General features: G+C 59.2%; 16 protein-coding genes. 14 read left to right on the forward strand and 2 right to left on the reverse strand.

The features are described from left to right. A partial coding sequence (locus tag EDD77_RS18085; protein ID WP_172733319.1) for a hypothetical protein occupies window positions 1–551 on the forward strand: 551 nt, incomplete at its 5' end. Window positions 552–642: 91 nt separating this feature from the next. Further along, entirely contained in the window at window positions 643–1,464 is an 822-nt protein-coding gene (locus EDD77_RS10170) for a metallophosphoesterase (RefSeq protein WP_058967204.1), read from the forward strand. Between the two features lie 50 nt (window positions 1,465–1,514). Here the strand turns inward: EDD77_RS10170 and EDD77_RS10175 are convergent, their stop codons facing one another. Both EDD77_RS10175 and glgB read right to left on the reverse strand, forming a co-directional pair. Continuing rightward, the gene (locus EDD77_RS10175) at window positions 1,515–2,366 is read right to left on the reverse strand and encodes a DegV family protein (protein WP_058967203.1); all 852 of its coding nucleotides are present in this window, start codon (window positions 2,364–2,366) and stop codon (window positions 1,515–1,517) included. 115 nt (window positions 2,367–2,481) lie between these two features. Continuing rightward, window positions 2,482–4,299 carry a 1,4-alpha-glucan branching protein GlgB gene (gene glgB, locus EDD77_RS10180; RefSeq protein WP_242868491.1) on the reverse strand — a complete coding sequence of 606 codons (1,818 nt, stop codon included), beginning with the start codon at window positions 4,297–4,299 and terminating at the stop codon, window positions 2,482–2,484. Window positions 4,300–4,600: 301 nt separating this feature from the next. On the opposite strand from glgB, the gene EDD77_RS10185 reads away from it, so the two are divergent. The 12 genes from EDD77_RS10185 (at window position 4,601) to glmM (ending at window position 23,420) form a co-directional block, all read left to right on the forward strand. Next, entirely contained in the window at window positions 4,601–6,661 is a 2,061-nt protein-coding gene (locus EDD77_RS10185; RefSeq protein ID WP_058967202.1) for a glycoside hydrolase family 25 protein, read from the forward strand. Between the two features lie 114 nt (window positions 6,662–6,775). Continuing rightward, the gene (locus EDD77_RS10190; protein WP_058967201.1) at window positions 6,776–8,509 is read left to right on the forward strand and encodes an ABC transporter ATP-binding protein; all 1,734 of its coding nucleotides are present in this window, start codon (window positions 6,776–6,778) and stop codon (window positions 8,507–8,509) included. After that, window positions 8,506–10,317, forward strand: a complete 1,812-nt coding sequence (locus EDD77_RS10195) for an ABC transporter ATP-binding protein (protein ID WP_058967200.1) — start codon at window positions 8,506–8,508, stop codon at window positions 10,315–10,317. Before EDD77_RS10190 ends, EDD77_RS10195 begins: the two co-directional genes overlap by 4 nt. A gap of 195 nt (window positions 10,318–10,512) precedes the next feature. Continuing rightward, window positions 10,513–11,877, forward strand: a complete 1,365-nt coding sequence (locus tag EDD77_RS10200) for a sodium-dependent transporter (protein WP_058967199.1) — start codon at window positions 10,513–10,515, stop codon at window positions 11,875–11,877. A 177-nt stretch (window positions 11,878–12,054) separates the two neighbouring features. Further along, window positions 12,055–14,673, forward strand: coding sequence for a cation-translocating P-type ATPase (locus EDD77_RS10205; protein WP_058967198.1), 2,619 nt, complete (start codon window positions 12,055–12,057; stop codon window positions 14,671–14,673). 405 nt (window positions 14,674–15,078) lie between these two features. Further along, the gene (locus EDD77_RS10210) at window positions 15,079–16,734 is read left to right on the forward strand and encodes a 2-isopropylmalate synthase (RefSeq protein ID WP_058967197.1); all 1,656 of its coding nucleotides are present in this window, start codon (window positions 15,079–15,081) and stop codon (window positions 16,732–16,734) included. 17 nt (window positions 16,735–16,751) lie between these two features. Beyond that, window positions 16,752–18,017, forward strand: a complete 1,266-nt coding sequence (leuC, locus tag EDD77_RS10215) for a 3-isopropylmalate dehydratase large subunit (RefSeq protein WP_058967196.1) — start codon at window positions 16,752–16,754, stop codon at window positions 18,015–18,017. 18 nt (window positions 18,018–18,035) lie between these two features. Then, a complete protein-coding gene (leuD, locus tag EDD77_RS10220) occupies window positions 18,036–18,518 on the forward strand; it encodes a 3-isopropylmalate dehydratase small subunit (RefSeq protein ID WP_058967195.1) in 483 nt (160 codons plus the stop codon). A 26-nt stretch (window positions 18,519–18,544) separates the two neighbouring features. Beyond that, window positions 18,545–19,615 carry a 3-isopropylmalate dehydrogenase gene (gene leuB / locus EDD77_RS10225; RefSeq protein WP_058967194.1) on the forward strand — a complete coding sequence of 357 codons (1,071 nt, stop codon included), beginning with the start codon at window positions 18,545–18,547 and terminating at the stop codon, window positions 19,613–19,615. Between the two features lie 140 nt (window positions 19,616–19,755). Continuing rightward, complete coding sequence (locus EDD77_RS10230; RefSeq protein WP_058967193.1) at window positions 19,756–21,135, forward strand: MATE family efflux transporter; 1,380 nt, start codon at window positions 19,756–19,758, stop codon at window positions 21,133–21,135. A 252-nt stretch (window positions 21,136–21,387) separates the two neighbouring features. Next, complete coding sequence (locus EDD77_RS10235) at window positions 21,388–22,053, forward strand: acyltransferase (RefSeq protein ID WP_058967192.1); 666 nt, start codon at window positions 21,388–21,390, stop codon at window positions 22,051–22,053. A gap of 23 nt (window positions 22,054–22,076) precedes the next feature. Next, on the forward strand, window positions 22,077–23,420 hold the full coding sequence (gene glmM / locus EDD77_RS10240; RefSeq protein ID WP_058967191.1) for a phosphoglucosamine mutase: 1,344 nt from the start codon (window positions 22,077–22,079) through the stop codon (window positions 23,418–23,420). Window positions 23,421–23,435: the final 15 nt, after the last annotated feature.

The raw sequence follows: 23,435 nt of genomic DNA on the forward strand, positions 1-23,435 counted from the left end.
TCGTCATTCCTCCTTTTCCCCACAAAACTTTGCAAGGCAAACTTTTGCGGGGGCCCCGCTGCCGGGGGAAAACGAACGCCCCGGCAGAATGGACTGCATTCCATTCAAAAACTCAGGCAAATGGCTGGGCTTTTCTCATATTATTTCGTCATTCCTCCTTTTCCCCACAAAACTTTGCAAGGCAAATTTTTGCGGGGGCCTCGCTGCCGGGGGAAAACGAACGCCCCGGCAGAATGGACTGCATTCCATTCAAAAACTCAGGCAAATGGCTGGGCTTTTCTCGTATTATTTCGTCATTCCTCCTCATCCCCACAAAACTTTGCAAGGCAAACTTTTGCGAGGGCCCCGCTGCCGGGGGAAAACGAACGCCCCGGCAGAATGGACTGCATTCCATTCAAAAGCTCAGGCAAATGACTGGGCTTTTCTCATACTATTTCGTCATTCCTCCTCATCCCCACAAAACTTTGCAAGGCAAATTTTTGCGGGAACCATATTGCCGAGGAGAAGATGAGTTGTTTTTCATATTATTCGACTATTTCCACAAGCCATAAACTGCGAAAAAAAACAGCGGTTTGTTTTTATATAGAAAGAAACCAATCGATGAGACAGAAACAAACAAGAAAAAAGCGATGCTGGGGTTGGATGCTGATTTTGCCCCTGTTGGGGGCCTTATTGGCGGGACTGTATGCCCGCTTTGTGGAACCGGAGTTGCTGATCGTTCGCAGGCTGACGCTGCCGGCACAAAATCTGAAGGATGACTGCCGCGTTGTCTTTTTTACCGATACCCACTTTGGCAGGGACAAGTCTGTTTCAGATGCGGTGCAGCTGGTCGATAAAATCAACGGACTGGAACCGGATGTGGTGATTTTCGGCGGGGATCTTCTGGATAACTACGCCCGGGATCGACAGCAGCTGGATCTGGAAATGCTGCGCATACAGCTGAGCTGTATAGAAGCTCCCGGTGGCAAGTATGCAGTTTGGGGCAATCATGACTGGGGCGGTGGCGCTGTGCGCATCTATCAGGAATTCATGGAATCCTGTGGGTTTCAGGTACTGAAAAACGAGGGCCTGCTCCTGGAGGAGTATCAGATCCAGCTGATGGGATACGATGACTATCTGACCGGAGATATGGAACAGCTGCTGAACGATTTCCAGGAAGATATGTTTCCGCTGCTGGTGGCCCATGAGCCTGTTACCGTTGACCTTTTGGCAGAGTTGCCAAAAGGAGGACTGATGTTGGCGGGGCATACCCACGGCGGGCAGATCGGGGTGCCATGGATTGCGCAGCGAATTCTTCCACCGGGTTCCGGCGATTTTGTGAGTGGACTTTATTCTCTGGATAAGGCCGAACCAGAGTTTTTTCGACTGTATGTGAGCGGCGGTGTTGGAACTACACGGCTTCCGATGCGTCTGCTCGCACCGCCGGAGATTGTGTGTATTGACCTTCAAAGGGATGAACTGTAAAAAGAGCTCTGCGCTGATTAACCAGCGCAGAGCTCTTTTGGCTTTCAGATTCAATCTTCACCCTTGGCAAAATAGGCGATGCCGGCGGCACCGGGGCCGGCGTGCGTGCCGATTACCGGTCCGATATGGAAGACTTCGGCAGCAGGCAGATGCAGGTTACCGATCAGATATTTCTGAATGGGCTCCATAGCACGATGATGAGCGGTATAGCCTACCAGGTACCGTTTGTCCGGATCCAAACCGCCATCCTGATCCAGCTGCTTGAACAGTGCCACATAGGCACCGGGCAGGCCACGGGCTTTGCCTACCAGAGACACATGTCCATCCTTCATACCAACCACAGGCTTGATTCCCAGAAGCGTTCCGGCAAAAGCCTCAGCGCCGGAAAGCCGACCGCCTTTGCGGAAATATTTCAGATCGTCCACCACGGCCAGCAGCCGAACCTTGTGCTTTTCCTCTTCCAGAATGCTTACGATCTCGCCAGCAGGACGCCCCTCGTCACGCAGCTCTGCTGCCAGCCGAACCAGCAGCTGATTGCCCAGTGTGGCACTCAATCCATCGATCAGGTAGATTTTATCGTGATCCACCAGTGAGGCAGCAATCTGGGCGGACTGATAGGTGCCGGAAATCTTGCTGGACAGCAGAATTGCAATTACCTCGTCACCCGCATCCTGTGCGTCTTGAAAGGCTTTCTCAAACGCTTCCGGGCTGGGCTGGCTGGTGCTGGGCAGTTTGTGGCATTCACTGAGCCGCTCATAGAATTCATCGGGCGAAAGATCCAGCCCGTCCCGATAGGTTTCGCCGTTCTCAAAAGTTACCTGCAGGGGAATAATCTCCATCTGCATTCTTTGTGCCAACGCCGCTGGAAGATCAGCGGTGGAATCGGTCAAGATGCGCAGCATAGGAACGTACCTCCCAAGTAGTGTGATAGGGGCAGCCGGGCCGCCCGGGATTTCCTGTTGCCTTCATTGTAGCGGGAAAGAGAGGGGCTGTCAATCCATGATCATTCACTGTTTATTACAGTCGATAAAGGCTGCCACTTAACGCGGGCAGGTCGAGATACAGGGTATGGCTTTTGCCCATTACGCCACCCGGTATCGAACGTGTCTCCCCAACGGGGGACTGACTGCCGCCGTAATATGGCGAATCAGTGCAAAGTACCAGATGGGCATGGCGGAAATTGTCAAAATACAATGGGTAATGATTGTGCGTTTTGTCCTGTGTGTTTAGAACAATCAGAAAAGTTTCCCCCTCGGCACTGGTGCGGGTGAAGGCAAATACGCCATCATCTACGGCCTCACGGGTAATCCACTGAAAGCGTCCGCTGTGGTATTCGCCGCTGAACAGGGCAGGTTCCTGAAGGTACAGGCGGTTCAAATCCCGAACGAGCCAGAGAAAGGCCTGGTGCATGGGGTATTCCAGAAGGCACCAGTCCATGGCGCGACTCTCGTCCCATTCCCGGAAGTGAGCCAGTTCAGTGCCCATAAAGCTGAGTTTTTTGCCGGGATGCAACATAAAATAAAACTGCAGCAACCGGGCCTGAGCGAATTTTTCCTCATAGCTGCCCCACATCTTGTCAATCAGCGTGTGCTTGCCGTGTACCACCTCATCATGAGATAATGCCAGCAGGTATAATTCATTATAAAAATACTCCATGGAGAATGTAATGGAGTGATAAAGAGCCGGGCGCTGGTCAAAAGGTGTGGAAAAATAGCGAAGAGTGTCGTTCATCCAGCCCATATCCCACTTATAGTCGAAGCCCAGGCCGTCGTATTGCACGGGAGCGGTGACCTTCAGATAGTTGGTGCTGTCCTCTGCGGCCAGAATTACCCCGGGAAAACGCTGGTGCAGTCCCTGGTTCATGGTCTGCAAGAACTTCACCGCGCCCTGATTGACCCCGCGGGCATCGTCGCCCTGCCAGTAAAGCGCCCGGCTTACCGCATCCATGCGCAGGCCGTCGCAGTGATAGACTTCCAGCCAGAAGGCGGCAGCACTGTTTAAAAAACTGCGTACTTCGCCCCGGTACAGGTTAAAGTTGTAGCTGCCCCATTCACTGAGCCCCACGTCGCTGTCGTATTCATAAAGGTGGGTGCCGTCCAGCCGGGCCAGCGCATCTCCATTGCAGGCAAAGTGCACCGGTACGAAATCCATCAGAACACCGATACCCGCCTGGTGGCAGGCATCCACAAAGGCGGCGAATTCCTCCGGGGTACCATAGCGGCTGGTCACGCTGAAATAGCCGGTGCACTGGTAGCCCCAGCTGCCGTCGAAGGGATGCTCTGCCAGCGGGAGCAGCTCGATGAAATTATAGCCCTGTTCCTTTAGCCAGGGGATCAGCGCACCCGCAAGCTGACGGTAGGTGTACCAACGGCCGTCCGGGTGGCGCTTCCAGCTGCCCGCGTGCAGTTCATAGATGTTCAGCGGATGGTCATAGCGGGCGCTGCGGCTGGCGATCCAGTCTTTGTCCTGAAATTTGTGTGTTGGCAGGCCCCACAGCACGCTGGCACTGCCGGGCCGGAGTTCCGTGTAAAAACCGTAGGGGTCGGTGTGCAGGGCCCAGTCGCCGTTTTGTTTTTGAATGTTGTATTTGTAGAACTGGCCCTGATGTGCACCGGTCACATAGCCGCTCCACACGCCGGCAGCATCACGGGCAAGATCCTGCCCGGACCAGCTGTTGAAGTCGCCAAAGACCTGAACACGCCGGGCGCTGGGGGCCCAGAGACGAAACAGCCAGACGTCCGATCCCTGCTCCGGTGCCGGATGCGCACCCAGCAGATGATGAGCGTCAAAGCACAGACCGGTGTGAAATTCGGTGGGTAGCATGGGAAGATCCATGAAAAAACTCCTTTGTCTGAATGGGGAAAATGATTGCGAACCTTTTTCCTTTTCATCTTACAACATATAGGGCAAAAATACCAGCAGAGGGTTAAGGAAAAGAGAAGGAAGTCGGGAAAAATGAAGAAAGATAACAAGAACCGAAGCCGGGATTCGTGCAAAATTCTGAAAAACAGTTAAAGAGAGGGAAAGTTGGTTTCCCTATGCGGAAAATATGGTATACTAAACATGATTATAGCCTTTTTCGTTACAGCACGAGGAATTTGATCAAGATACAGGAAAAAGGAAAGGGATCATAGCTATGAACAAACGGGATCTTTCCCGCTATTTTTCGGGCAGTAAGTTTTCCCGCATGCCGCTGGGCAAAGCGCTGGTTGCTTTGTGCTGCGCGCTGGCGGTAACCGTGAGCTGCGGTGCAGGCATTGCGTTTACTGCGGTGAATGCAGCCAACAACAGTTCGTCCATTTCGGTGAGTGTGAGCCAGCCTGTGGTTGCGCCGGTAAGCAGTGAGCCGGAAGCCACCGCCACGCCGGAGCCCACCCAGGCACCGGTTCGGCTGGAGATTGAAGCCACTGCCGTGCAGCAGAGTGTGGGCGTTACCGTGATGGACGCGGACAGCGGGCTGCCGGTGCTGGGGCAGGATTTCGAGGTGCAGCTCACGCCGAAGTCCGGCAAGGCAAGCACCTATACGCTGGACCCGGAAACCGGTACGCTGCTCATCAAGCAGGTGAACATCGGTGAGTATACGGTCTCGGTGGCCGAGCGGGAGGGCTTTGTGACCCCCGAGCCGGTGACTCTGGCGGTCAAGGAAAAGGTACAGTACAAGGCCGATGTGGAAGCGGTTAAGGATCAGATCAAGCAGTCCAGCGAGGTTAACGAGGCCAAGGAAGATAACGGCAACGCCAGCCATGCCGGTGCAGGTACCGGAAGCGGCAAGGATCCCACCCTGCCTGAGCCCACCGCAGCGCCTACTCCGGCTCCGACTCCTTCCGGCAACGACTATGATTATAACGATTCCTCGGCAGAAGAGCGCAAAACCACGGTGTATATTCCGGATGTGGTAGACCAGAATGGCCGGAAGTATCTGAAATATGCCGATGGCAGTACCAGTCCTTATTATGTGAGCAAAACGGCTACTGCGCAGGATGGTACGGAATTCCTGGTGGAAGCAACGTTGGATGCGGGTATGGTACCCACCCCCACCCCGGCGCCCACCGAGGTTCCGGTTCCCACCGAGGTTCCGGTTCCCACCGAGGTTCCGGCCCCCACCGAGAGTCCGGCTCCGACGGAAGTTCCGGCGGCCAGCCAGGAGCCGACCAGCGGTTCTGCAGCTTTGCAAACAGCGGCCGGCAATGTTCTGGGGCTGGATCTGGGTGCCTGGGCACGCGGCGGCCTGCTGGCAGCCGGTGCGGCAGATGGTGTGAGCACGCTTTCTCTGGAGCCTACACTCCAGTTCTACGACGAGAGTGCCATGCAGGGAATTGCTCACGATGGCTTTGCCATTACTGCGGCGGAAAAGGTGATCGTAACTCTGTATTCCGGCTGGTATCCCAGCACTTCGGATAAACAGGCCTATTATGACCCGAGCACGCATCAGAAGGTGACCGGCACCAAGGTAATTGCGGGCACTACATATACCTTTGATGAAAACGGCGCGCTGGTGAAGCAGGAGACTGGCGGCAGCGAAAGCAGTAGCAGCGAAAGCAGTAGCAGCGAAAGCACCGGCGGTGAAAGCAGCGGCGGGAACAGCGGCGGCACGGCCTGGGTAAAGGGCGTGGACGTGTCCAAGTACCAGGGCAACATCGACTGGAACAAGGTGAAGGTCTCCGGAATCGAGTTTGCCATCATTCGCGTGGGCTACCGCGGCTACGGCACCGGTGTTCTGGTTGAGGATTCGACTTTCCGCCAGAACATCAAGGGTGCCACTGCGGCGGGGCTGAAGGTCGGTTTGTATTTCTACAGCCAGGCCATCAACGAGACCGAAGCGGTGGAAGAGGCCAGCATGGTGATCAGTCTGTGCCAGGGCTACAACATCAGCTATCCCATCTATTTTGATACCGAAAAAGTGGCGGGAGATACCGGCCGGGCCGATAACATCAGCCGTGCCCAGCGTACCGCCAACGCGGTGGCCTTCTGCGAGACCATCCGCAATTCCGGTTACAAGGCGGGCGTTTACAGCTACGCCAGCTGGTTCTACAACCAGCTGAACATGGCCAGCCTGTCTCCCTACAGCATCTGGATTGCCCAGTATCGGGATCAGCTGAGCTTCGATTATAATTATGACATCTGGCAGTACAGCAGCACCGGCACGGTGCCTGGCATTCCCAAGCCCACCGATATGAACGTGAGCAAGCTGGGGTAACTGCTTTACGTCTGTAAATTTCCCCCCTGGGGCGGTTTTGGCAAGCGCTGAAATCGCCCCGGGGGAATTTTGTTCGATGAAATGATTGGAAAAAAACGGAAGGAGGAATGATATATGGAACAGCTGCGGCGTGTGTTTGCGCATCTGGGCCGCTACAAAAAGGAATTTGTTCTGGCAGTGCTGTTTGTGGTGCTGGAAACCGGGCTGGAAATGTTCATCCCTGTGATTATGGCGGATACCATCGACGTGGGCGTTGCCAACCGGGATGTGAACTATGTGTTGATGAAGGGTGTGCAGATGGGAATCTGCGCTCTGCTTTCACTGCTGACCGGTATGTTGTATGCCCGGTATATGGCCCGGGCAGCCTGTGGATTCGGTGCGCTTTTGCGCCAGGAGCAGTACCGGAAGATTCAGGAATATTCCTTCGTGGATCTGGATCGGTTCGAGACCTCGTCGCTGATCACCCGCATGACCACTGATATTACGGTGTTGCAGAATGCGGTGAGCGGCGGGCTCCGGCCCATGGTGCGTGGGCCATCCATGCTGATTATGGGTGTGGGGCTTGCGTTCTTTATGAACGCCCGGCTGAGCCTGATCTTTCTGTGTTGTGTACCGGTGCTTGCAGCAGTGCTGGCTTTCATCGTGTATAAGGTGGCCCCCATGTACAGCCGGCTTCAAATCGCCATGGACCGGGTGAATGTGGTTGTGGAGGAAAACCTGACTGCCATCCGGGCGGTAAAGGCTTTTGTACGGGGAGAGTATGAGGAAGAGAAGTTTGAACAGGTGAACAGCGGCCTGATGCAGACCAGTCAGCGCACCTTTCACTTTGCGGTGATGAACCTGCCGGCGTTCCAGTTCACCATGTATGCAGCGGTGACCCTGCTGCTCTGGTTCGGCGGCAATATGGTGATTGCAGGCAGCATGCAGGTGGGTAAGCTCACCGGTTTTCTGAGTTATGTACTGCAGATCATGAACTCGCTGATGATGATCTCCAATGTGTTTCTGATGCTCACCCGTTCGCTTGCCAGCGCAGCCCGCGTGATGGAGGTACTGGATCAGAAGCCCAGCCTGGCGGATGGGCCGGAAGCCTGTGAGAAGATTACAGATGGCAGTGTGGAATTCTGCCATGTGGATTTCAAATACAGCGCCTCCGCGCAGGAGAATGTGCTGGAGGACATCTGCCTGCGTGTGCCGGCGGGACAGACGCTGGGCATTCTGGGCGGCACCGGTTCGGCCAAAACCTCGCTGGTGCAGCTGATTCCCCGTTTGTATGATGTGACCGGCGGCTGCGTCAAGGTGGGCGGCCGGGATGTGCGGGAATACCGGCTGGAAGCGCTGCGGGATGCGGTGGGCATCGTGCTGCAAAAGAACGTGCTGTTCAGCGGTACCATCCGGGAAAACCTGCTCTGGGGCAACGAACAGGCCAGCGAAGAAGAGCTGGAATGGGCCTGCCGTACCGCCTGTGCCGATGAATTTTTGAGTCGGATGCCCAAGGGGCTGGACACCGAGCTGGGCCAGGGCGGCGTGAACGTGTCCGGTGGGCAGAAGCAGCGCCTGTGCATTGCCCGCACCCTGCTCAAGCGGCCCAAGGTGCTGATCTTCGATGACTCCACCAGTGCGGTGGACACCGCCACCGAGGCCCGCATCCGGGCGGGGCTTGCGGCCTTGGCCGATACCACCAAGATCATCATCGCTCAGCGGGTGACCTCGGTAATGGACGCGGATCAGATTCTGGTGCTGGAGGATGGCCGGGTCAATGGCATTGGCACCCACAGCCAGCTGCTGGCGGAGAATGCCATCTACCGGGAGATCTATGAATCCCAGATGAAAGGAGGCGGCGAAGAATGAGCAGACGGCAGTTTTCGGCCCGGCGGCCCAATGATCTGGGCCATACGCTGGGGGTACTGCTGGCCTACATGGGCCACCACAAGCTGATTATGGCACTGGTGGCGGTGCTGGTAAGCCTGAGCGCCGCCGCGAACCTGCTGGGCACCTTCATGCTCAAGCCTCTGGTGAACCGTTACATCCTGCCCGCCGATACCAACGGCCTGCTGGCGGCGGTGGGCATTGTGGCGGGCATCTATGCGGTGGGCGTGGTATCTGCTTTTGGCTACACCCAGCTGATGGTGAAGGCTGCCCAGAAAATTGTGTACGAGATCCGACGGGATCTGTTCCGCCATGTGCAGACCCTTCCGCTGCGCTATTTTGATACCCGCAGCCACGGCGACATTATGAGCCGCTTTACCAACGACGTGGATACCATTGCCGACGCGCTGAACAACAGCTTTGCCATGGTGATCCAGAGCTTTATTCAGATCGTTGGCACCCTGACGCTGCTGTTCGTGCTGAACTGGCAGCTCTCGCTGATCGTGGTGGTGGGCTACATTGCCATGTTCGCCACCGTGCGTTACAGTGGTCAGCGCAGCAAACGGTATTTCCAGAGCCAGCAGCAGGTGCTGGGCAAGCTGAACGGCACCATTGAGGAGATGATCAGCGGCCAGAAGGTGATCAAGGTATTCAACCACGAGCGGCAGAATGTGGAGGCCTTCTGCGCCCAGAACGAGGCGCTGCGTCAGGCGGCCACCAGTGCCCAGAGCTATGCGGCCACCATGGTGCCCACCGTGGTGAGTATTTCTTATGTGAACTATGCGGTGGTGGCGGTGCTGGGCGGCATTATGGCCATCCACGGCATGACCGACGTGGGCAGCCTCACCAGTTATCTGGTATTTGTGCGTCAGGCAGCCATGCCCATCAACCAGTTTACCCAGCAGTCCAACTTCCTGCTGGCGGCGCTGGCCGGCGCCGAGCGAATCTTCAACGCCATGGAGGAGACCCCCGAGGTGGACAAGGGCAGCGTGGAGCTGGCCGGCACACAGGGCGCCTGGGTCTGGAAGGATAACGCTTCCGGAAAGGAGACTCCGCTGCGGGGCGATGTACGCTTTGAGCATGTGAGCTTTGGCTATGATTCCTCCCGGCTGATTCTGAAGGATATCAGCCTTTATGCAAAGCCCGGCCAGAAGATTGCTTTTGTGGGGTCCACCGGCGCGGGCAAAACCACGGTGACCAACCTGATCAACCGGTTCTATGATGTGACCGACGGGCGCATTACCTACGATGGCATTGATGTGCGCCGCATCCAGAAACCGGATCTGCGCCGGTCGCTGGCGGTGGTTCTGCAGGACACCCACCTGTTCACCGGCACCATTGCGGATAACATCCGCTTCGGTAAGCTGGATGCCACCGATGAGGAAGTGGTGGCGGCGGCCAAGCTGGCCAATGCCCACTCCTTCATCCGCCGTCTTCCCAAGGGGTACGACACCCCGGTTACCGGCGACGGCAAGAACCTTTCCCAGGGGCAGCGGCAGCTGCTGGCCATTGCCCGGGCGGCCATTGCGGACCCGCCGGTGCTGATTCTGGACGAAGCCACCAGCAGCATCGATACCCGCACCGAGGCCCTGATCGAAAAGGGCATGGACCGGCTGATGGAGGGGCGCACCGTGTTTGTGATCGCCCACCGGCTGTCCACCGTGCGCAACGCGGATGCCATCATCGTGCTGGAGCAGGGGCAGATCGTGGAGCGGGGCAGCCATCAGGAGCTGCTGGACCAGAAGGGCGAATACTATCAGCTGTATAACGGCATGTTCGAGCTGAGCTGAGCTGTACGCCGTGCCGGTTTTGGGCATGTTGCCCGGGCCGGTGCGACGATTTTTGTTTGTCACAAAAAGTCACAAAATGCAGTTACGGCTTGTAAGTCACTGTACTGTGAATGTATAATAAAGAAGTACTGCGGCAAAGTGATTGCGGAGCGCAATGCCCGGTGCGGATCAACGAACGGCGAGAGGAAGAGAATTATGCAACGTGAAAAATTCGGTTCCCGGCTGGGCTTTCTGCTGCTCAGTGCCGGGTGCGCCATCGGCATCGGCAACGTGTGGCGCTTCCCCTATGTGGTCGGCCAGAACGGCGGCGGCCTGTTTGTGCTGCTGTATGTGTTTTTCCTGGCAGTGGTGGGCATCCCCGTGCTGACCATGGAATTTGCCATCGGCCGGGCCAGCCGCAAGAGCTGCATCAAGGCGTATCAGGAGCTGGAGCCCAAGGGATCCAAATGGCACTGGCACGGCATTTTTGCCATGCTGGGCAACTATGTGCTCATGGCCTTCTACACCACAGTAGCGGGCTGGATGCTCTACTATTTCTATCGGTTCCTCATCGGTGAAATGAGCGGGCTGGACAAGGCCGGCATCGACAATGCCTTTTCCGGTATGCTGGGCCAGCCGGTGACCATGACCATCTGGATGCTCATCATCGTGGTGCTGGGCTTTGTGATCTGCTCCTTCGGTTTGCAGAAGGGTGTGGAGCGCATTACCAAATGGATGATGGTGGCTCTGCTGGTCATCATGGTGGTACTGGCAGTGAACAGCCTGTTTTTGCCCGGCGCGTCTGAGGGCATTCGCTTTTATCTGGTGCCGGATCTGAGCAAGGTGCAGGAGACCGGCATTCTGGGCACCATCACCGCGGCCATGAACCAGAGCTTCTTCACCCTGAGCCTGGGCATCGGCGCCATGCTGATCTTCGGCAGCTATCTGGGCCGTGAGCGCCGGCTGCTGGGCGAGTCCATCAACATCGCCATTCTGGATACCTTTGTGGCCTTTGTGTCCGGCCTGATCATCTTCCCGGCCTGCTTTGCCTACGATGTTCCCGTGGACAGCGGCCCTCCGCTGATCTTCATGACCCTGCCCAACGTGTTCAACTCCATGGCGGCGGGCCGTGTGTGGGGCACTCTGTTCTTTTTGTTCATGAGCTTCGCCTCCTTCTCCACCATCGTGGCGGTGTTCGAGAACATTCTGGCCTGCACCATCGACCTTTCCGGCTGGAGCCGCAAAAAGGCCGCGCTGGTGAACGGCATCATCGTGGCCATCATTTCCATGCCCTGTATTCTGGGCTACAATGTGTGGAGCGGCTTCGTGCCCTTCGAGGCAGGCACCGCCGTGCTGGATCTGGAGGACTATCTGGTCAGCAACATCCTGCTGCCCGGCGGTTCGCTGGTTTACCTGCTGTTCTGTGTCAGCCGTGTTGGCTGGGGCTTCAAGAACTACCAGGAGGAGGCCAACCAGGGCGTGGGACCCAAGGTGCCGAACTGGGTGCGCGGCTATGTGACCTTCGTGCTGCCCATCCTGGTGGGCGTGCTGCTCATTCAGAGCATCCTGCGCATCAAATAAGTTTTGTATACCGCCGCTCCGGTTTTGTCCGGGGCGGTTTTCTTTATGTTGATTATATACTAAAAGTATATAATTGGATGAATATATCAAAACCCCCGGTTGTCTAGCTCATTCATGCCCCGCTTTTTTCCCGCATACACTGAAAGGAACCGGTTGCGGAAAAAGGAGGACGAGGGAATGGAATGGTATCAGCTGGAGATTGAGGCCGCGCTGGGGCGGGCAAAAAGCAGCCCGCAGGGGCTCGGGGAAGCAGAGGCGGCCCGCCGTCTGGCCGAGAACGGCCCCAACCGATTGGCCGAGCAAAAGCAGGCCGGGCTGTTCCAGCGGTTTTTGCAGCAGATGGCCGACCCGATGATTGTGGTGCTGCTGGCTGCTGCGGCGGTGTCCGGCGGGGCGGCGGCTGTGGCGGGCGAAAGCTTTGCGGATGTGTTTATCATTCTGGCGGTGGTGATCATCAACGGGGTGCTGGGGGTCTATCAGGAGCACAAGGCCGAGCAGGCCATTCAGGCGCTGCAAAAGATGACAGCAGCCCACAGCCGGGTGCTGCGGGGTGGCCGTCAGCTGGAGGTGGCCAGCGAGGAGCTGGTGCCGGGGGACGTGGTACTGCTGGAGGCGGGGGACGCGGTTCCGGCGGACGGGCGGCTCGTGGAATGCGTCAGCCTGCGCACCGAGGAAGCCGCCCTCACCGGTGAGAGCCTGCCGGTGGAAAAAAACACCCGCCCGACGGGGGCGAATACTCCGCTGGCCGAGCGCCGCTGCATGGCCTATCTGGGCAGCACCGTGCGGTATGGCCGGGGCAAGCTTCTGGTCACCGCCACCGGAATGAACACCGAGATGGGCCGCATTGCCGGGGCGCTGGCGGAGACCGCACAGGGCAAGACACCTTTGCAGCAGACGTTGGCGGGCCTGAGCCGGACCTTGAGTGCGCTGGTGCTGGCCATTTGCGTGTTTTTGTTCGGGTTCAGCCTGTGGCGAAACGGCAGCGTGGATCTGCCCACCGTTCTGGACACCTTTCTGGTGGCGGTAAGTCTGGCGGTAGCGGCGGTGCCGGAGGGGTTGGCCGCAGTGGTGACCATCGTGCTTTCGGTGGGGGTGACCCGGATGAGCCGTCAGGGTGCAGTGATCCGCCGGCTCACGGCGGTGGAGGCGCTGGGCTGCGCACAGGTGATCTGCACCGACAAGACCGGAACCCTGACCCAGAACCGGATGGAGGTGCAGCGCTGCTACGGCCCCCAGAAGCTGCTGGCAACCGCGATGACCCTTTGCACCGACGCACAGCTGGAGCCGGATGGTACCGCAAAAGGGGAGGCCACCGAGTGCGCGCTGGTGGAATACGCCGCCCGCTTGGGAATGCGCAAGGCGGCACTGGCGGCACCACAGCCCCGGGTGGCCGAGCTGCCTTTCGACAGCGAGCGCAAGTGCATGAGCACCTTCCATAAACAGAAGGACGGAATAATCCAGTATACGAAAGGCGCACCGGACGTGCTGCTGCAAAAATGCACCCACTGGCTGCAGGATGGCCAGCCCCGGCCTCTGACCCAGGCGGACCGCACTCGCATTCTGGCGGAGAACCGGCGGATGGCGGCGCAGGCACTGCGGGTACTGGCGGCGGCTTACCGGGCATGGGACCGGCTGCCCGCACCTTTAACGCCCGCAGCAGCGGAAAACCAGCTGGTGTTTCTGGGCCTTGCGGGCATGCTGGACCCGGTGCGCCCTCAGGTGCCGGGAGCGGTGCGAGCTTGCAGGTCGGCAGGCATCCGCACCGTGATGATCACCGGTGATCACCCGGATACTGCCGCCGCAATTGGCCGCACGCTGGGGCTGGTGAGCAGCGCGAGCCAGGTGGTCACCGGCGCGGCCCTGGATGCCATGAGCGATGAGGAGTTGCGGCGGCGAGCCCCGGAGTTTTCGGTGTATGCCCGCGTGCAGCCCCAGCACAAGGCGAGGATCGTGCGGGCCTGGCAGCAGCGGGGCTGCGTGACCGCAATGACCGGCGACGGGGTGAACGACGCCCCGGCAGTGAAGGCGGCGGACATCGGCGTGGGCATGGGCGTTACCGGAACCGACGTGACCAAGAACGTGGCGGACATGGTTCTGGCGGACGATAACTTTGCCACCATCGCCGCCGCGGTGGCGGAAGGCCGACGCATTTACGAGAACATCCGCAAGGCCATCCAGTTTCTGCTGGCTTCCAACATGAGCGAGGTGGCCAGCATCTTTCTGGCCACACTTTTGGGCATCCGGCTGCTGGAGCCGGTGCATCTTTTGTGGATCAACCTGATCACCGACTGTTTCCCCGCGCTGGCCCTTGGCATGGAGCGGGCGGAGCCGGGCAGTATGCACCGCCCGCCCCGGCCCCGGGGGCAGGGCATCTTCGCCGAAGGTCTGGGCGTGGATGTGCTGTGGCAGGGGGCATTGGTTACGGCGCTCACGCTGGGGTCTTATTTTGCGGGCGTGCGGCTGGAAACCGGCCTCTGGCAGGCAGACCAGAGCGGGCTGGGCGTGACCATGGCCTTTCTCACCATGAGCATGGCCGAGATCTTCCACAGCTTCAACCTGCGCAGCCGGCGGGGCAGCATTTTTGAGCAGCAGGGGGAGAACCCTTACCTCTGGGCGGCGCTGGCGGGCAGCCTTGCCCTCACCACCGGGGTGTTGTTTTTTCCTCCGGCGGCAGCTGCCTTCGGGTTTGCTCCTCTGAGCATGGCTCAGTACGGCCTGAGTCTGGCGCTTGCACTGGCGGTGATCCCGGCGGTGGAGCTGGTAAAATGGATGCTGGGCGGCGAAAAACAGGGTTGACAAACTAGATTTAATGCGGTAAACTACTACCAAGATAAACATCCAAATGCGTGGACGGGGAAAAAGCAGAGCCCATACGCCTTCAGAGAGCTGCCGGTTGGTGCGAGGCAGCGGCGCGGAATCTGTATACTGGCCCCTGAGCACCCGGCAGAACCCCGTTTAGCGATGTAAGCGGTCAGTAGGCGCAGGGCGGAACCCCACCGTTATCCGGGGCGCGGTTCGCGGCTTTTTCATTGGCTGCCGACCGTACAGAGCGGCTGACACACAGCAATGAGAGTGGTACCGCGGGAGCCTTACATGAAGATGTGGCCCTCGTCTCTCAGGGGCAAAGACCCTTGAGAGACGAGGGCTTTTTTTGTCTGCATCCGCCCCGGCAGGAAGAACAAAACAAGGAGCGATTGTTTTATGATGGACGTGACCAAGTATCAGATCGGCTACTATAACCCGCCCAAGACCGAGTACCGCTGGGTGCATAAGGATCACATCGAAAAGGCCCCCGCCTGGTGCAGTGTGGACCTGCGGGACGGCAACCAGAGCCTGATCGTGCCCATGAGCCTGGAGGAAAAGCTGGAGTTCTTCCAGCTGCTGGTGAAGATCGGCTTCAAGGAGATCGAGGTGGGCTTCCCCGCTGCCAGCGAGACGGAGTACGAATTCCTGCGCACCCTGATCGAGAACAACATGATCCCCGAAGATGTGACCGTGCAGGTGCTCACCCAGTGCCGGGACCACATCATCCGCAAGACCTTTGAGGCGGTGCAGGGCGCACCCAGCGCGGTGATCCACTTCTACAATTCCACCAGCGTGGCCCAGCGGGAGCAGGTGTTCAAAAAGAGCAAAGAAGAGATCAAAAAGATCGCCACCGACGGCGCGGCCCTGGTCAAGCAGCTGGCTGCCGAATACCCGGGCAACTTCCGGTTTGAATACAGCCCGGAAAGCTTCACCGGCACCGAGCCGGAATATGCGCTGGAAGTGTGCAACGCGGTGCTGGACATCATGCAGCCCACCCCGGATAAGCCCATGATCATCAATCTGCCGGTCACCGTGGCCATGAGCATGAGCCACATCTACGCCAACCAGATCGAATACATGAGCGACAACCTGAAATACCGGGACAGCGTGGTGCTCAGCCTGCACCCCCACAACGACCGGGGCTGCGGCGTGGCCGACACCGAGCTGGCCCTGCTGGCCGGAGCGGACCGGGTGGAGGGCACCCTGTTCGGCAACGGCGAGCGCACCGGCAACGTGGATCTGATCACCCTGGCCATGAACCTGTACACCCACGGGGTGGACCCGAAGCTGGATTTCAGCGACATGCCCGCCATTGTGGAGCTGTATGAACGGGTGACCCGGATGCATGTGTACGAGCGCACTCCCTACGCCGGTGCGCTGGTGTTCGCGGCCTTCAGCGGCAGCCATCAGGACGCCATCGCCAAGGGTATGAACTGGCGGAAGGAAAAGAACCTGCACCAGTGGAATGTGCCCTACATCCCCATCGACCCCACCGACATCGGTCGCACCTACGACGGCGATGTGATCCGCATCAACAGCCAGAGCGGCAAGGGCGGCATTGGTTTCCTGCTGCAGCAGAAATTCGGCTACGATCTGCCCCCCAAGATGCGGGAGCATTTCGGCTACACGGTCAAATCCATCTCGGACCACGCCCACAAGGAGCTTTCGCCCGACGAGGTGGCCCAGGTGTTCTACGATACCTATCTGAACAAATGCGCTCCGGTGGACATTCCGGACGCCCACTTCATCCAGAAGAACGGAATCTTCGCGGCCATCACCGTCGCCATGCCGGACGGAACCACCAAGGAGGCCAGCGCCCAGGGCAACGGCCGCCTGGACGCGGTGTGCAACGCATTGAAGGCGGCCACCGGGCAGGACTTCACCATCGAAACCTACTCCGAGCACAGCCTGCAGCACGGCTCCACCAGTGAAGCGGCGGCTTATGTGGGCCTGCGCTGGGGCGACGGCACCGTGACCTGGGGTGCCGGAACCGACACCGACATCATCCGCGCAGGCATTAAGGCAATGGTCAGCGCGGCCAACAACAAATAAAAGGGGAAGAAACAATCATGGGAATGACAATGACGCAGAAGATTCTGGCCGCCCATGCCGGGCTGGACAAGGTGGAGGCAGGCCAGCTGATCAGCGCCCGACTGGACGAGGTACTGGGCAACGACATCACCACCCCGGTGGCCATCAACGAGTTCAACAAGGCAGGCTTCACCAGCGTGTTCGATAAGACCCGCATCAACATCGTGCTGGATCACTTCGTGCCCAACAAGGACATCAAGGCCGCTCAGCAGTCCAAGCAGTGCCGGGACTTTGCGAACAAATACGACATCCTGAATTTCTACGACGTGGGCCAGATGGGCATCGAGCACGCGCTGCTGCCGGAAAAAGGCATTGTGACTGCCGGTGACTGCATCATCGGTGCGGACAGCCACACCTGCACCTACGGCGCACTGGGCGCTTTTTCCACCGGTGTGGGCAGCACCGACATGGCCGCAGGCATGGCCACCGGCAAATGCTGGTTCAAGGTGCCCGCCGCCATCCGCTTTGTGCTGAAGGGCCAGCTGCAGCCCCCGGTGAGCGGCAAGGATCTGATCCTGCACATCATCGGAATGATCGGGGTGGACGGCGCGCTGTACAAGAGCATGGAGTTCACCGGCCCGGGCGTGGCCAGCCTTTCCATGGATGACCGGCTCTGCATCTGCAACATGGCCATTGAGGCAGGCGCGAAGAATGGTATCTTCCCGGTGGACGAGGTGACCATCCAGTATCTCACCGGCCGCAGCCAGCGCCCCTGGACCGTGTACGAGGCGGACGAGGACGCAGAGTACGAGCAGACCATCGAGATTGATCTCTCCGCGCTGGAACCCACCGTGGCCTGGCCCCACCTGCCGGAGGACACCAAGCCCGCCGCGGAAGGAAGGGACGTGAAGATCGATCAGGTGGTCATCGGCAGCTGCACCAACGGCCGGCTGGAGGATATGGAGGCCGCCTGGAAGGTGCTGAAGGGCAAACACATCGCCCCCGGTGTGCGGGCCATCATCATCCCCGCCACCATGGCCATCTACAAGGAGTGCATCCTGCGGGGCTGGACCACCGATTTCATCGACGCGGGCTGCGTGGTTTCCACCCCCACCTGCGGGCCCTGTCTGGGCGGCTACATGGGCATTCTGGCCCAGGGCGAGCGCTGCATCTCCACCACCAACCGGAACTTTGTGGGCCGCATGGGCCATGTGGAGAGTGAGGTCTATCTGGCAAGCCCCGCCACCGCGGCGGCCAGCGCTCTCACCGGCTTTATCACCGACCCCCGCGCCATTGCGGAATAAGAAAGGCAGGAATTACCAATGCAGGCAAACGGTTTTGTACATAAATATCCGGACAATGTGGACACCGACGTAATCATCCCTGCCCGGTACCTGAACACCCCCGATGCAAAGGAGCTGGCAGCTCACTGTATGGAGGACATCGACCCCGACTTCGTGAAGAAGGTGCAGCCCGGCGACATCATGGTGGGAGGAGCCAACTTCGGCTGCGGCTCCAGCCGGGAGCATGCTCCGCTGGCCATCAAAACGGCGGGGGTCTCCTGCGTGATCGCAGCCACCTTCGCCCGCATCTTCTACCGCAACGCCATCAACATCGGTCTGCCCATTCTGGAATGCCCGGCGGCAAGCGAGGCCATTCAGGCGGGGGACAAGGTGCATGTGGACTTCGACACCGGCGTTATCACCGACGAGACCACCGGCCAGACCTTTCAGGCCCAGCCCTTCCCGCCCTTCATTCAGGAGATCATCAAGGCAGGCGGGCTGATGAACAGCATCAGACAGTAAACACAGAAAAGAGAGGACAGATTCCCATGGAAAAGCAGATTGCGGTGATCCGGGGCGACGGCATCGGCCCCGAGATCGTGGACCAGGCCCTGCGGGTACTGGACGCGGTGGCGAATAAATACGGCCACACCTTTACTTATACCGATGTGGATATGGGCGGCGTTGCCATCGACAAATGGGGCGAGGCTCTGCCCGCCGCCATGCTGGAAAAATGCCTTGTGGCGGACAGCGTGCTGCTGGGCGCGGTGGGCGGCCCCAAATGGGACGGCCTGCCCGGCGACAAGCGCCCGGAAAAGGGCCTGCTGGCCCTGCGTTCCGGCATGGGCCTGTATGCCAACAACCGCCCGACGAAGCTCTGGCCCCAGCTGGCTGCCGCCAGCCCCCTGAAGCCGGAAATTGTGGAAAAAGGGATTGACTTCCTCGTGGTGCGGGAGCTGATTGGCGGCGTGTACTTCGGCAGCCATACCACCGAGGAATGCGGCGGCGAGCAGAAGGCCACCGACGTGATGAGCTACGCCGAACACGAGATCGAGCGCATCGGCCGCATTGCCTTCGAGACTGCCCGCAAGCGCCGCAACAAGGTGACCAGTGTGGACAAGGCCAACGTGCTGGATACCAGCCGCCTGTGGCGCAAGGTGATGCACCGGCTGGCGGAGGAATACCCGGACGTGGAATACGCCGATATGCTGGTGGACAACACCGCCATGCAGATCGTGAAGGACCCCAGCCAGTTCGATGTGGTGGTCACCGAGAATATGTTTGGCGATATTCTTTCCGACGAGGCCAGCATGATCACCGGCTCCATCGGCATGATCCCTTCTTCCAGCCTGGGCGAAGGAAGCCGGGGCCTGTACGAGCCCATCCACGGCTCCGCGCCGGACATTGCGGGCCAGAACAAGGCAAATCCCATCGGCACCATCCTCTCCGCTGCCATGATGCTGAAATACAGCTTTGATCTGGATGAGGAGGCCGCTGCCATCGAGGCTGCGGTGCATAAGGTGCTGGACGCAGGCCTGCGCACCGGCGACATGATGGCCGAGGGCTGCACTCTGGTCAGCTGCTCGGAAATGGGCGACGCCATCCTGAAAAACCTGTAAGTTCATCCCAAAAAACAAAAGCGGGCCGCTGCCGGATTTTTCCGGAAGCGGCCCGCTTTACTTTCCCATGCGGGAATGCTATAATAGCCGGGCGGCTTTGCGCCGTAAAAGTATCGCACAAAACAGGAGTGAAGAAGATCATGGCGAGCCAGGCCGCAAAACTGGAAAATGATCTGGGGCGGGACCCCATTCCGCAGCTGGTGCTGCGCATTGCCATCCCCAGCATGCTGGCGCAGTTTGTGAGTGTGCTGTACAGCGTGGTGGACCGGATGTACATCGGAAACATTGCCGAGGTGGGTAAGCTGGCGCTGGCAGGTGCGGGCGTCTGCGGGCCGATCGTGACCATGATCGGATCTGTCGCCTTTCTGGTGGGTGTGGGTGGCTCGCCTTTGATGAGCATCCGCATGGGCGCGGGCGATCAGAACGCTGCCAAAAGAATTCTTGCCAACTGCTTTTTGCTGCTCTGCGGTTTTTCGGTGGTGCTTATGGCGCTGGCGCTGGCCACAAGGCAGCAGACCCTGCTTCTGTTTGGCGCAAGCGAATCCACCCTGCCCTACGCCATGGCCTATTACACGGTGTATCTGCTGGGCACGCCCTTTGCGCTGCTTTCCACCGGTATGAACCAGTTCATCATCTGCCAGGGCTTTGCCAAAAAGGGCATGCAGTCGGTGATGCTGGGCGCGGTGTTGAACATTCTGCTGGATCCGGTGTTCATCTTTGTGCTGAACATGGGTGTTACCGGTGCGGCGCTGGCCACCATTCTCAGCCAGCTGGGCAGCTGTTTGTTCGTGCTGCGTTTTCTGTTCAGCAAAACGCCGCCCATCCACATCACCTTCGGCGGCTACGATCTGCGGGTGATGGGCCGGGTGCTGGCCACCGGCTTCACCCCCTTTGCCATCATCGCCTTCGACAATGTGATGATCATTGCCCTGAATGCTCTGCTGCAAAAATATGGCGGCCCGACCGAGGGCGATCTTCTGGTGGCGGCGGCCACCATTTCCCAGAGCTTTATGCTGGTGGTTACCATGCCGCTGGGCGGCATCACCGGCGGTACCGGTTCCATTCTGGGCTTTAACTACGGCGCGGGCCGGCCCGACCGTATTCTCCAGGCCCAGAAGTTTATTCTGGCGCTGAGCCTTATCTATACGGCGCTGCTCTGTGCAGCGGGGCAGCTGCTGCCTGCGGCGTTCGCCTCCATCTTCACCCAGGATGCCCAGGTGCTGCCGCTGGCGGTGCGGGCCATCCGCATCTGCACGCTGGCGGTGGTGCCGCTGGGCCTGCAATACACCATCATCGACGGTTTTACCGGCATGGGGATGATGCGCTATTCGCTGCCGCTTTCCTTCTTCCGGAAGCTGGCCTATTTTGTGCCGCTGTTTATTCTGCCCGCTCTGTTTGGGGGCATGGCGGCCTTCTACGCCGAGCCCATCTCGGATATTCTGGGCCCTCTGGCCAGTCTGGTGGTCTATCTCAGCCGGATGCGCTGGCTGGCCGCCGGAGCCAAGGCTCCGCGAACATGAGCCGGTTCGCTCTTTTCTGCAAAAACAGCCCCGTACCTGCTGCAGGTGCGGGGCGCTTTTTGTACAAGCATGAGGATGAATGTGTAAATTTCGGGGATTTTTGTGACAATTTTAAAAGGCTTGGAAGCGAAAATTTCGTAACTTCCACCGAATTTGCTTTTTCGTCCACGTTTTTTATATTTTCGGGTTGTATTTTGGAAATCCGATGCTTATAATTTACTCAAGTGAATTTTTGAAAGGAGCATCTGCTGTATGGATGTCTGCCGCACTGAAGTGTTGTTCGATCTTTCCCACACCCTGGCCGCGCCCCTGTTTGAGGGGAAGGAGCGCCCCTGGGAAGTGCTGGATGAACTGAAGGAATTTATTGAGAAGCTGGGCCGCAGCCTGCCCAGTGAGGAATACGGCCAGCCTGTTCCCGGGGTTTGGGTGGCTAAGAGTGCACAGGTAGCCCCCAGTGCCCTGCTGACCGGGCCCTGCATCATCGGCCCGGAAGCCGAGGTGCGCCACTGTGCCTTTATCCGGGGCAGTGCTCTGGTGGGCGCGGGCGCCGTGGTGGGCAACAGCGTGGAGCTGAAGAACTGCATTCTGTTCGACGGTGCACAGGTGCCCCATTTCAACTATGTGGGCGATTCCATTCTGGGCTACAAGGCCCACATGGGTGCGGGCGCGGTGACCAGTAACCTGAAAAGCGACAAATCGCTGGTGTGCATCCGGCAGGACGAGGAGATTCTGGTGACCGGCCGCAAAAAACTGGGCGCGCTGGTGGGCGACGAAGCCGAGGTGGGCTGCAACAGCGTGCTGTGCCCCGGCTCGGTGCTGGGCCGCCGCTGCCAGATTTACCCCACCAGCTGCGTGCGGGGCGTGGTGGCCCCGAATCATATCTACAAGGATGCGCAGCATATTGTACCCCGAACTTAAGAAGAATAGAGGAGTGTTTGAATATGGGCAGACTGTTTGGAACCGACGGCGTGCGCGGCATTGCCGGCGAGGATATGACCTGTGAACTGGCCATGGCCATCGGCCGGGCCGCCGCTGCGGTGCTGGCCTATGGCCGTCGCCGCCGTCCGCTGGTGGTAATGGGCAAGGATACCCGCATTTCCAGCGATATGCTGGGCGCGGCGCTGGCTGCCGGCCTGTGCTCGGTGGGCGCGGACGTAATCGACCTGGGCGTGATCTCCACCCCGGCGGTGGCCTATCTGGTGGGCAAGTACAAGGCGGACGCGGGCGTGATGATTTCCGCCAGCCACAACCCGTACCCCTTTAACGGCATCAAGATCTTCAACGGCGACGGCTTCAAGCTGCCGGATGAGCTGGAGGAGCAGATCGAGCACCTGATCGAGAAGAACGATTTCACCTACGCCAGGGGCGAGAATCTGGGCCAGATCAGCCACTGCACCACCGCCGCCCGAGATTACATCGAGCACCTGAAAAGCACCATTCCCTATTCGCTGGAGGGAATGAACATTGTGGTGGACTGCGCCAACGGTTCCGCCAGCGCCACCGCCCGCACCCTGTTCGAGGAGCTGGGCGCCAATGCGGTGATCCTGCACGACGCGCCAGACGGTGTGAACATCAACGAGGGCTGCGGTTCCACCCATCTGGAGCAGCTGCAGGAGTATGTGCGCACCCACAAGGTGGACGCGGGCGTTGCCTTTGACGGCGACGCGGATCGCTGCCTGTTTGTGGACGAGACCGGCGAAGTGGTGGATGGCGATTACATCATGGCCATCTGCGGGCTGGACATGCAGCAGCGGGGCAAACTGCGCCGCTCCACCATCGTGGGCACCGTGCTCACCAACCTGGGCTTTGCCCGCTTCTGTGACGCCAACGGCATGAAGTTCGCCGCCACCAAGGTGGGCGACCGCTATGTGCTGGAGGAGATGGAGCTGGAGGGCTACACTCTGGGTGGCGAGCAGAGCGGCCACATCATCTTCCGGGATTTTGCCACCACCGGCGACGGCCAGCTCACCGCGATTCAGCTGCTGTGCCTGCTCAAGCGGTGCAAAAAGCCCCTGTCCGAGCTGGCGAAGGTGATGACCCGCCTGCCGCAGGTGATGGTGAATGTGACCGTGACCGCCGAGGGCAAGCTGGAATTCTACAACAACGACGTGATCAAGGAGGCCATCCGCCAGCAGAAGGAGGCCCTGGGCGATACCGGCCGGGTGCTGGTTCGTGTGAGCGGCACCGAGCCGCTGATTCGTGTGATGGTGGAAGGCCAGGACGAAACCGAGATCCAGGCCATTGCCGACCATCTGGCCGAGCTGGTGAAAAAAGAGCTGGGCTGACCGGCATATTTCGAA

This window comes from Allofournierella massiliensis (assembly GCF_004345265.1).
Classification (GTDB): domain Bacteria; phylum Bacillota; class Clostridia; order Oscillospirales; family Ruminococcaceae; genus Allofournierella; species Allofournierella massiliensis.

What these genes read in the sequence shown, in the direction of transcription:
- EDD77_RS10170 (WP_058967204.1), top strand. Translation starts at nt 643, where the DNA reads ATGCTGATTTTGCCCCTGTTGGGGGCCTTATTGGCGGGACTGTATGCC.
- EDD77_RS10175 (WP_058967203.1), bottom strand. Translation starts at nt 2,366, where the DNA reads ATGCTGCGCATCTTGACCGATTCCACCGCTGATCTTCCAGCGGCGTTG.
- glgB (WP_242868491.1), bottom strand. Translation starts at nt 4,299, where the DNA reads ATGGATCTTCCCATGCTACCCACCGAATTTCACACCGGTCTGTGCTTT.
- EDD77_RS10185 (WP_058967202.1), top strand. Translation starts at nt 4,601, where the DNA reads ATGAACAAACGGGATCTTTCCCGCTATTTTTCGGGCAGTAAGTTTTCC.
- EDD77_RS10190 (WP_058967201.1), top strand. Translation starts at nt 6,776, where the DNA reads ATGGAACAGCTGCGGCGTGTGTTTGCGCATCTGGGCCGCTACAAAAAG.
- EDD77_RS10195 (WP_058967200.1), top strand. Translation starts at nt 8,506, where the DNA reads ATGAGCAGACGGCAGTTTTCGGCCCGGCGGCCCAATGATCTGGGCCAT.
- EDD77_RS10200 (WP_058967199.1), top strand. Translation starts at nt 10,513, where the DNA reads ATGCAACGTGAAAAATTCGGTTCCCGGCTGGGCTTTCTGCTGCTCAGT.
- EDD77_RS10205 (WP_058967198.1), top strand. Translation starts at nt 12,055, where the DNA reads ATGGAATGGTATCAGCTGGAGATTGAGGCCGCGCTGGGGCGGGCAAAA.
- EDD77_RS10210 (WP_058967197.1), top strand. Translation starts at nt 15,079, where the DNA reads ATGATGGACGTGACCAAGTATCAGATCGGCTACTATAACCCGCCCAAG.
- leuC (WP_058967196.1), top strand. Translation starts at nt 16,752, where the DNA reads ATGGGAATGACAATGACGCAGAAGATTCTGGCCGCCCATGCCGGGCTG.
- leuD (WP_058967195.1), top strand. Translation starts at nt 18,036, where the DNA reads ATGCAGGCAAACGGTTTTGTACATAAATATCCGGACAATGTGGACACC.
- leuB (WP_058967194.1), top strand. Translation starts at nt 18,545, where the DNA reads ATGGAAAAGCAGATTGCGGTGATCCGGGGCGACGGCATCGGCCCCGAG.
- EDD77_RS10230 (WP_058967193.1), top strand. Translation starts at nt 19,756, where the DNA reads ATGGCGAGCCAGGCCGCAAAACTGGAAAATGATCTGGGGCGGGACCCC.
- EDD77_RS10235 (WP_058967192.1), top strand. Translation starts at nt 21,388, where the DNA reads ATGGATGTCTGCCGCACTGAAGTGTTGTTCGATCTTTCCCACACCCTG.
- glmM (WP_058967191.1), top strand. Translation starts at nt 22,077, where the DNA reads ATGGGCAGACTGTTTGGAACCGACGGCGTGCGCGGCATTGCCGGCGAG.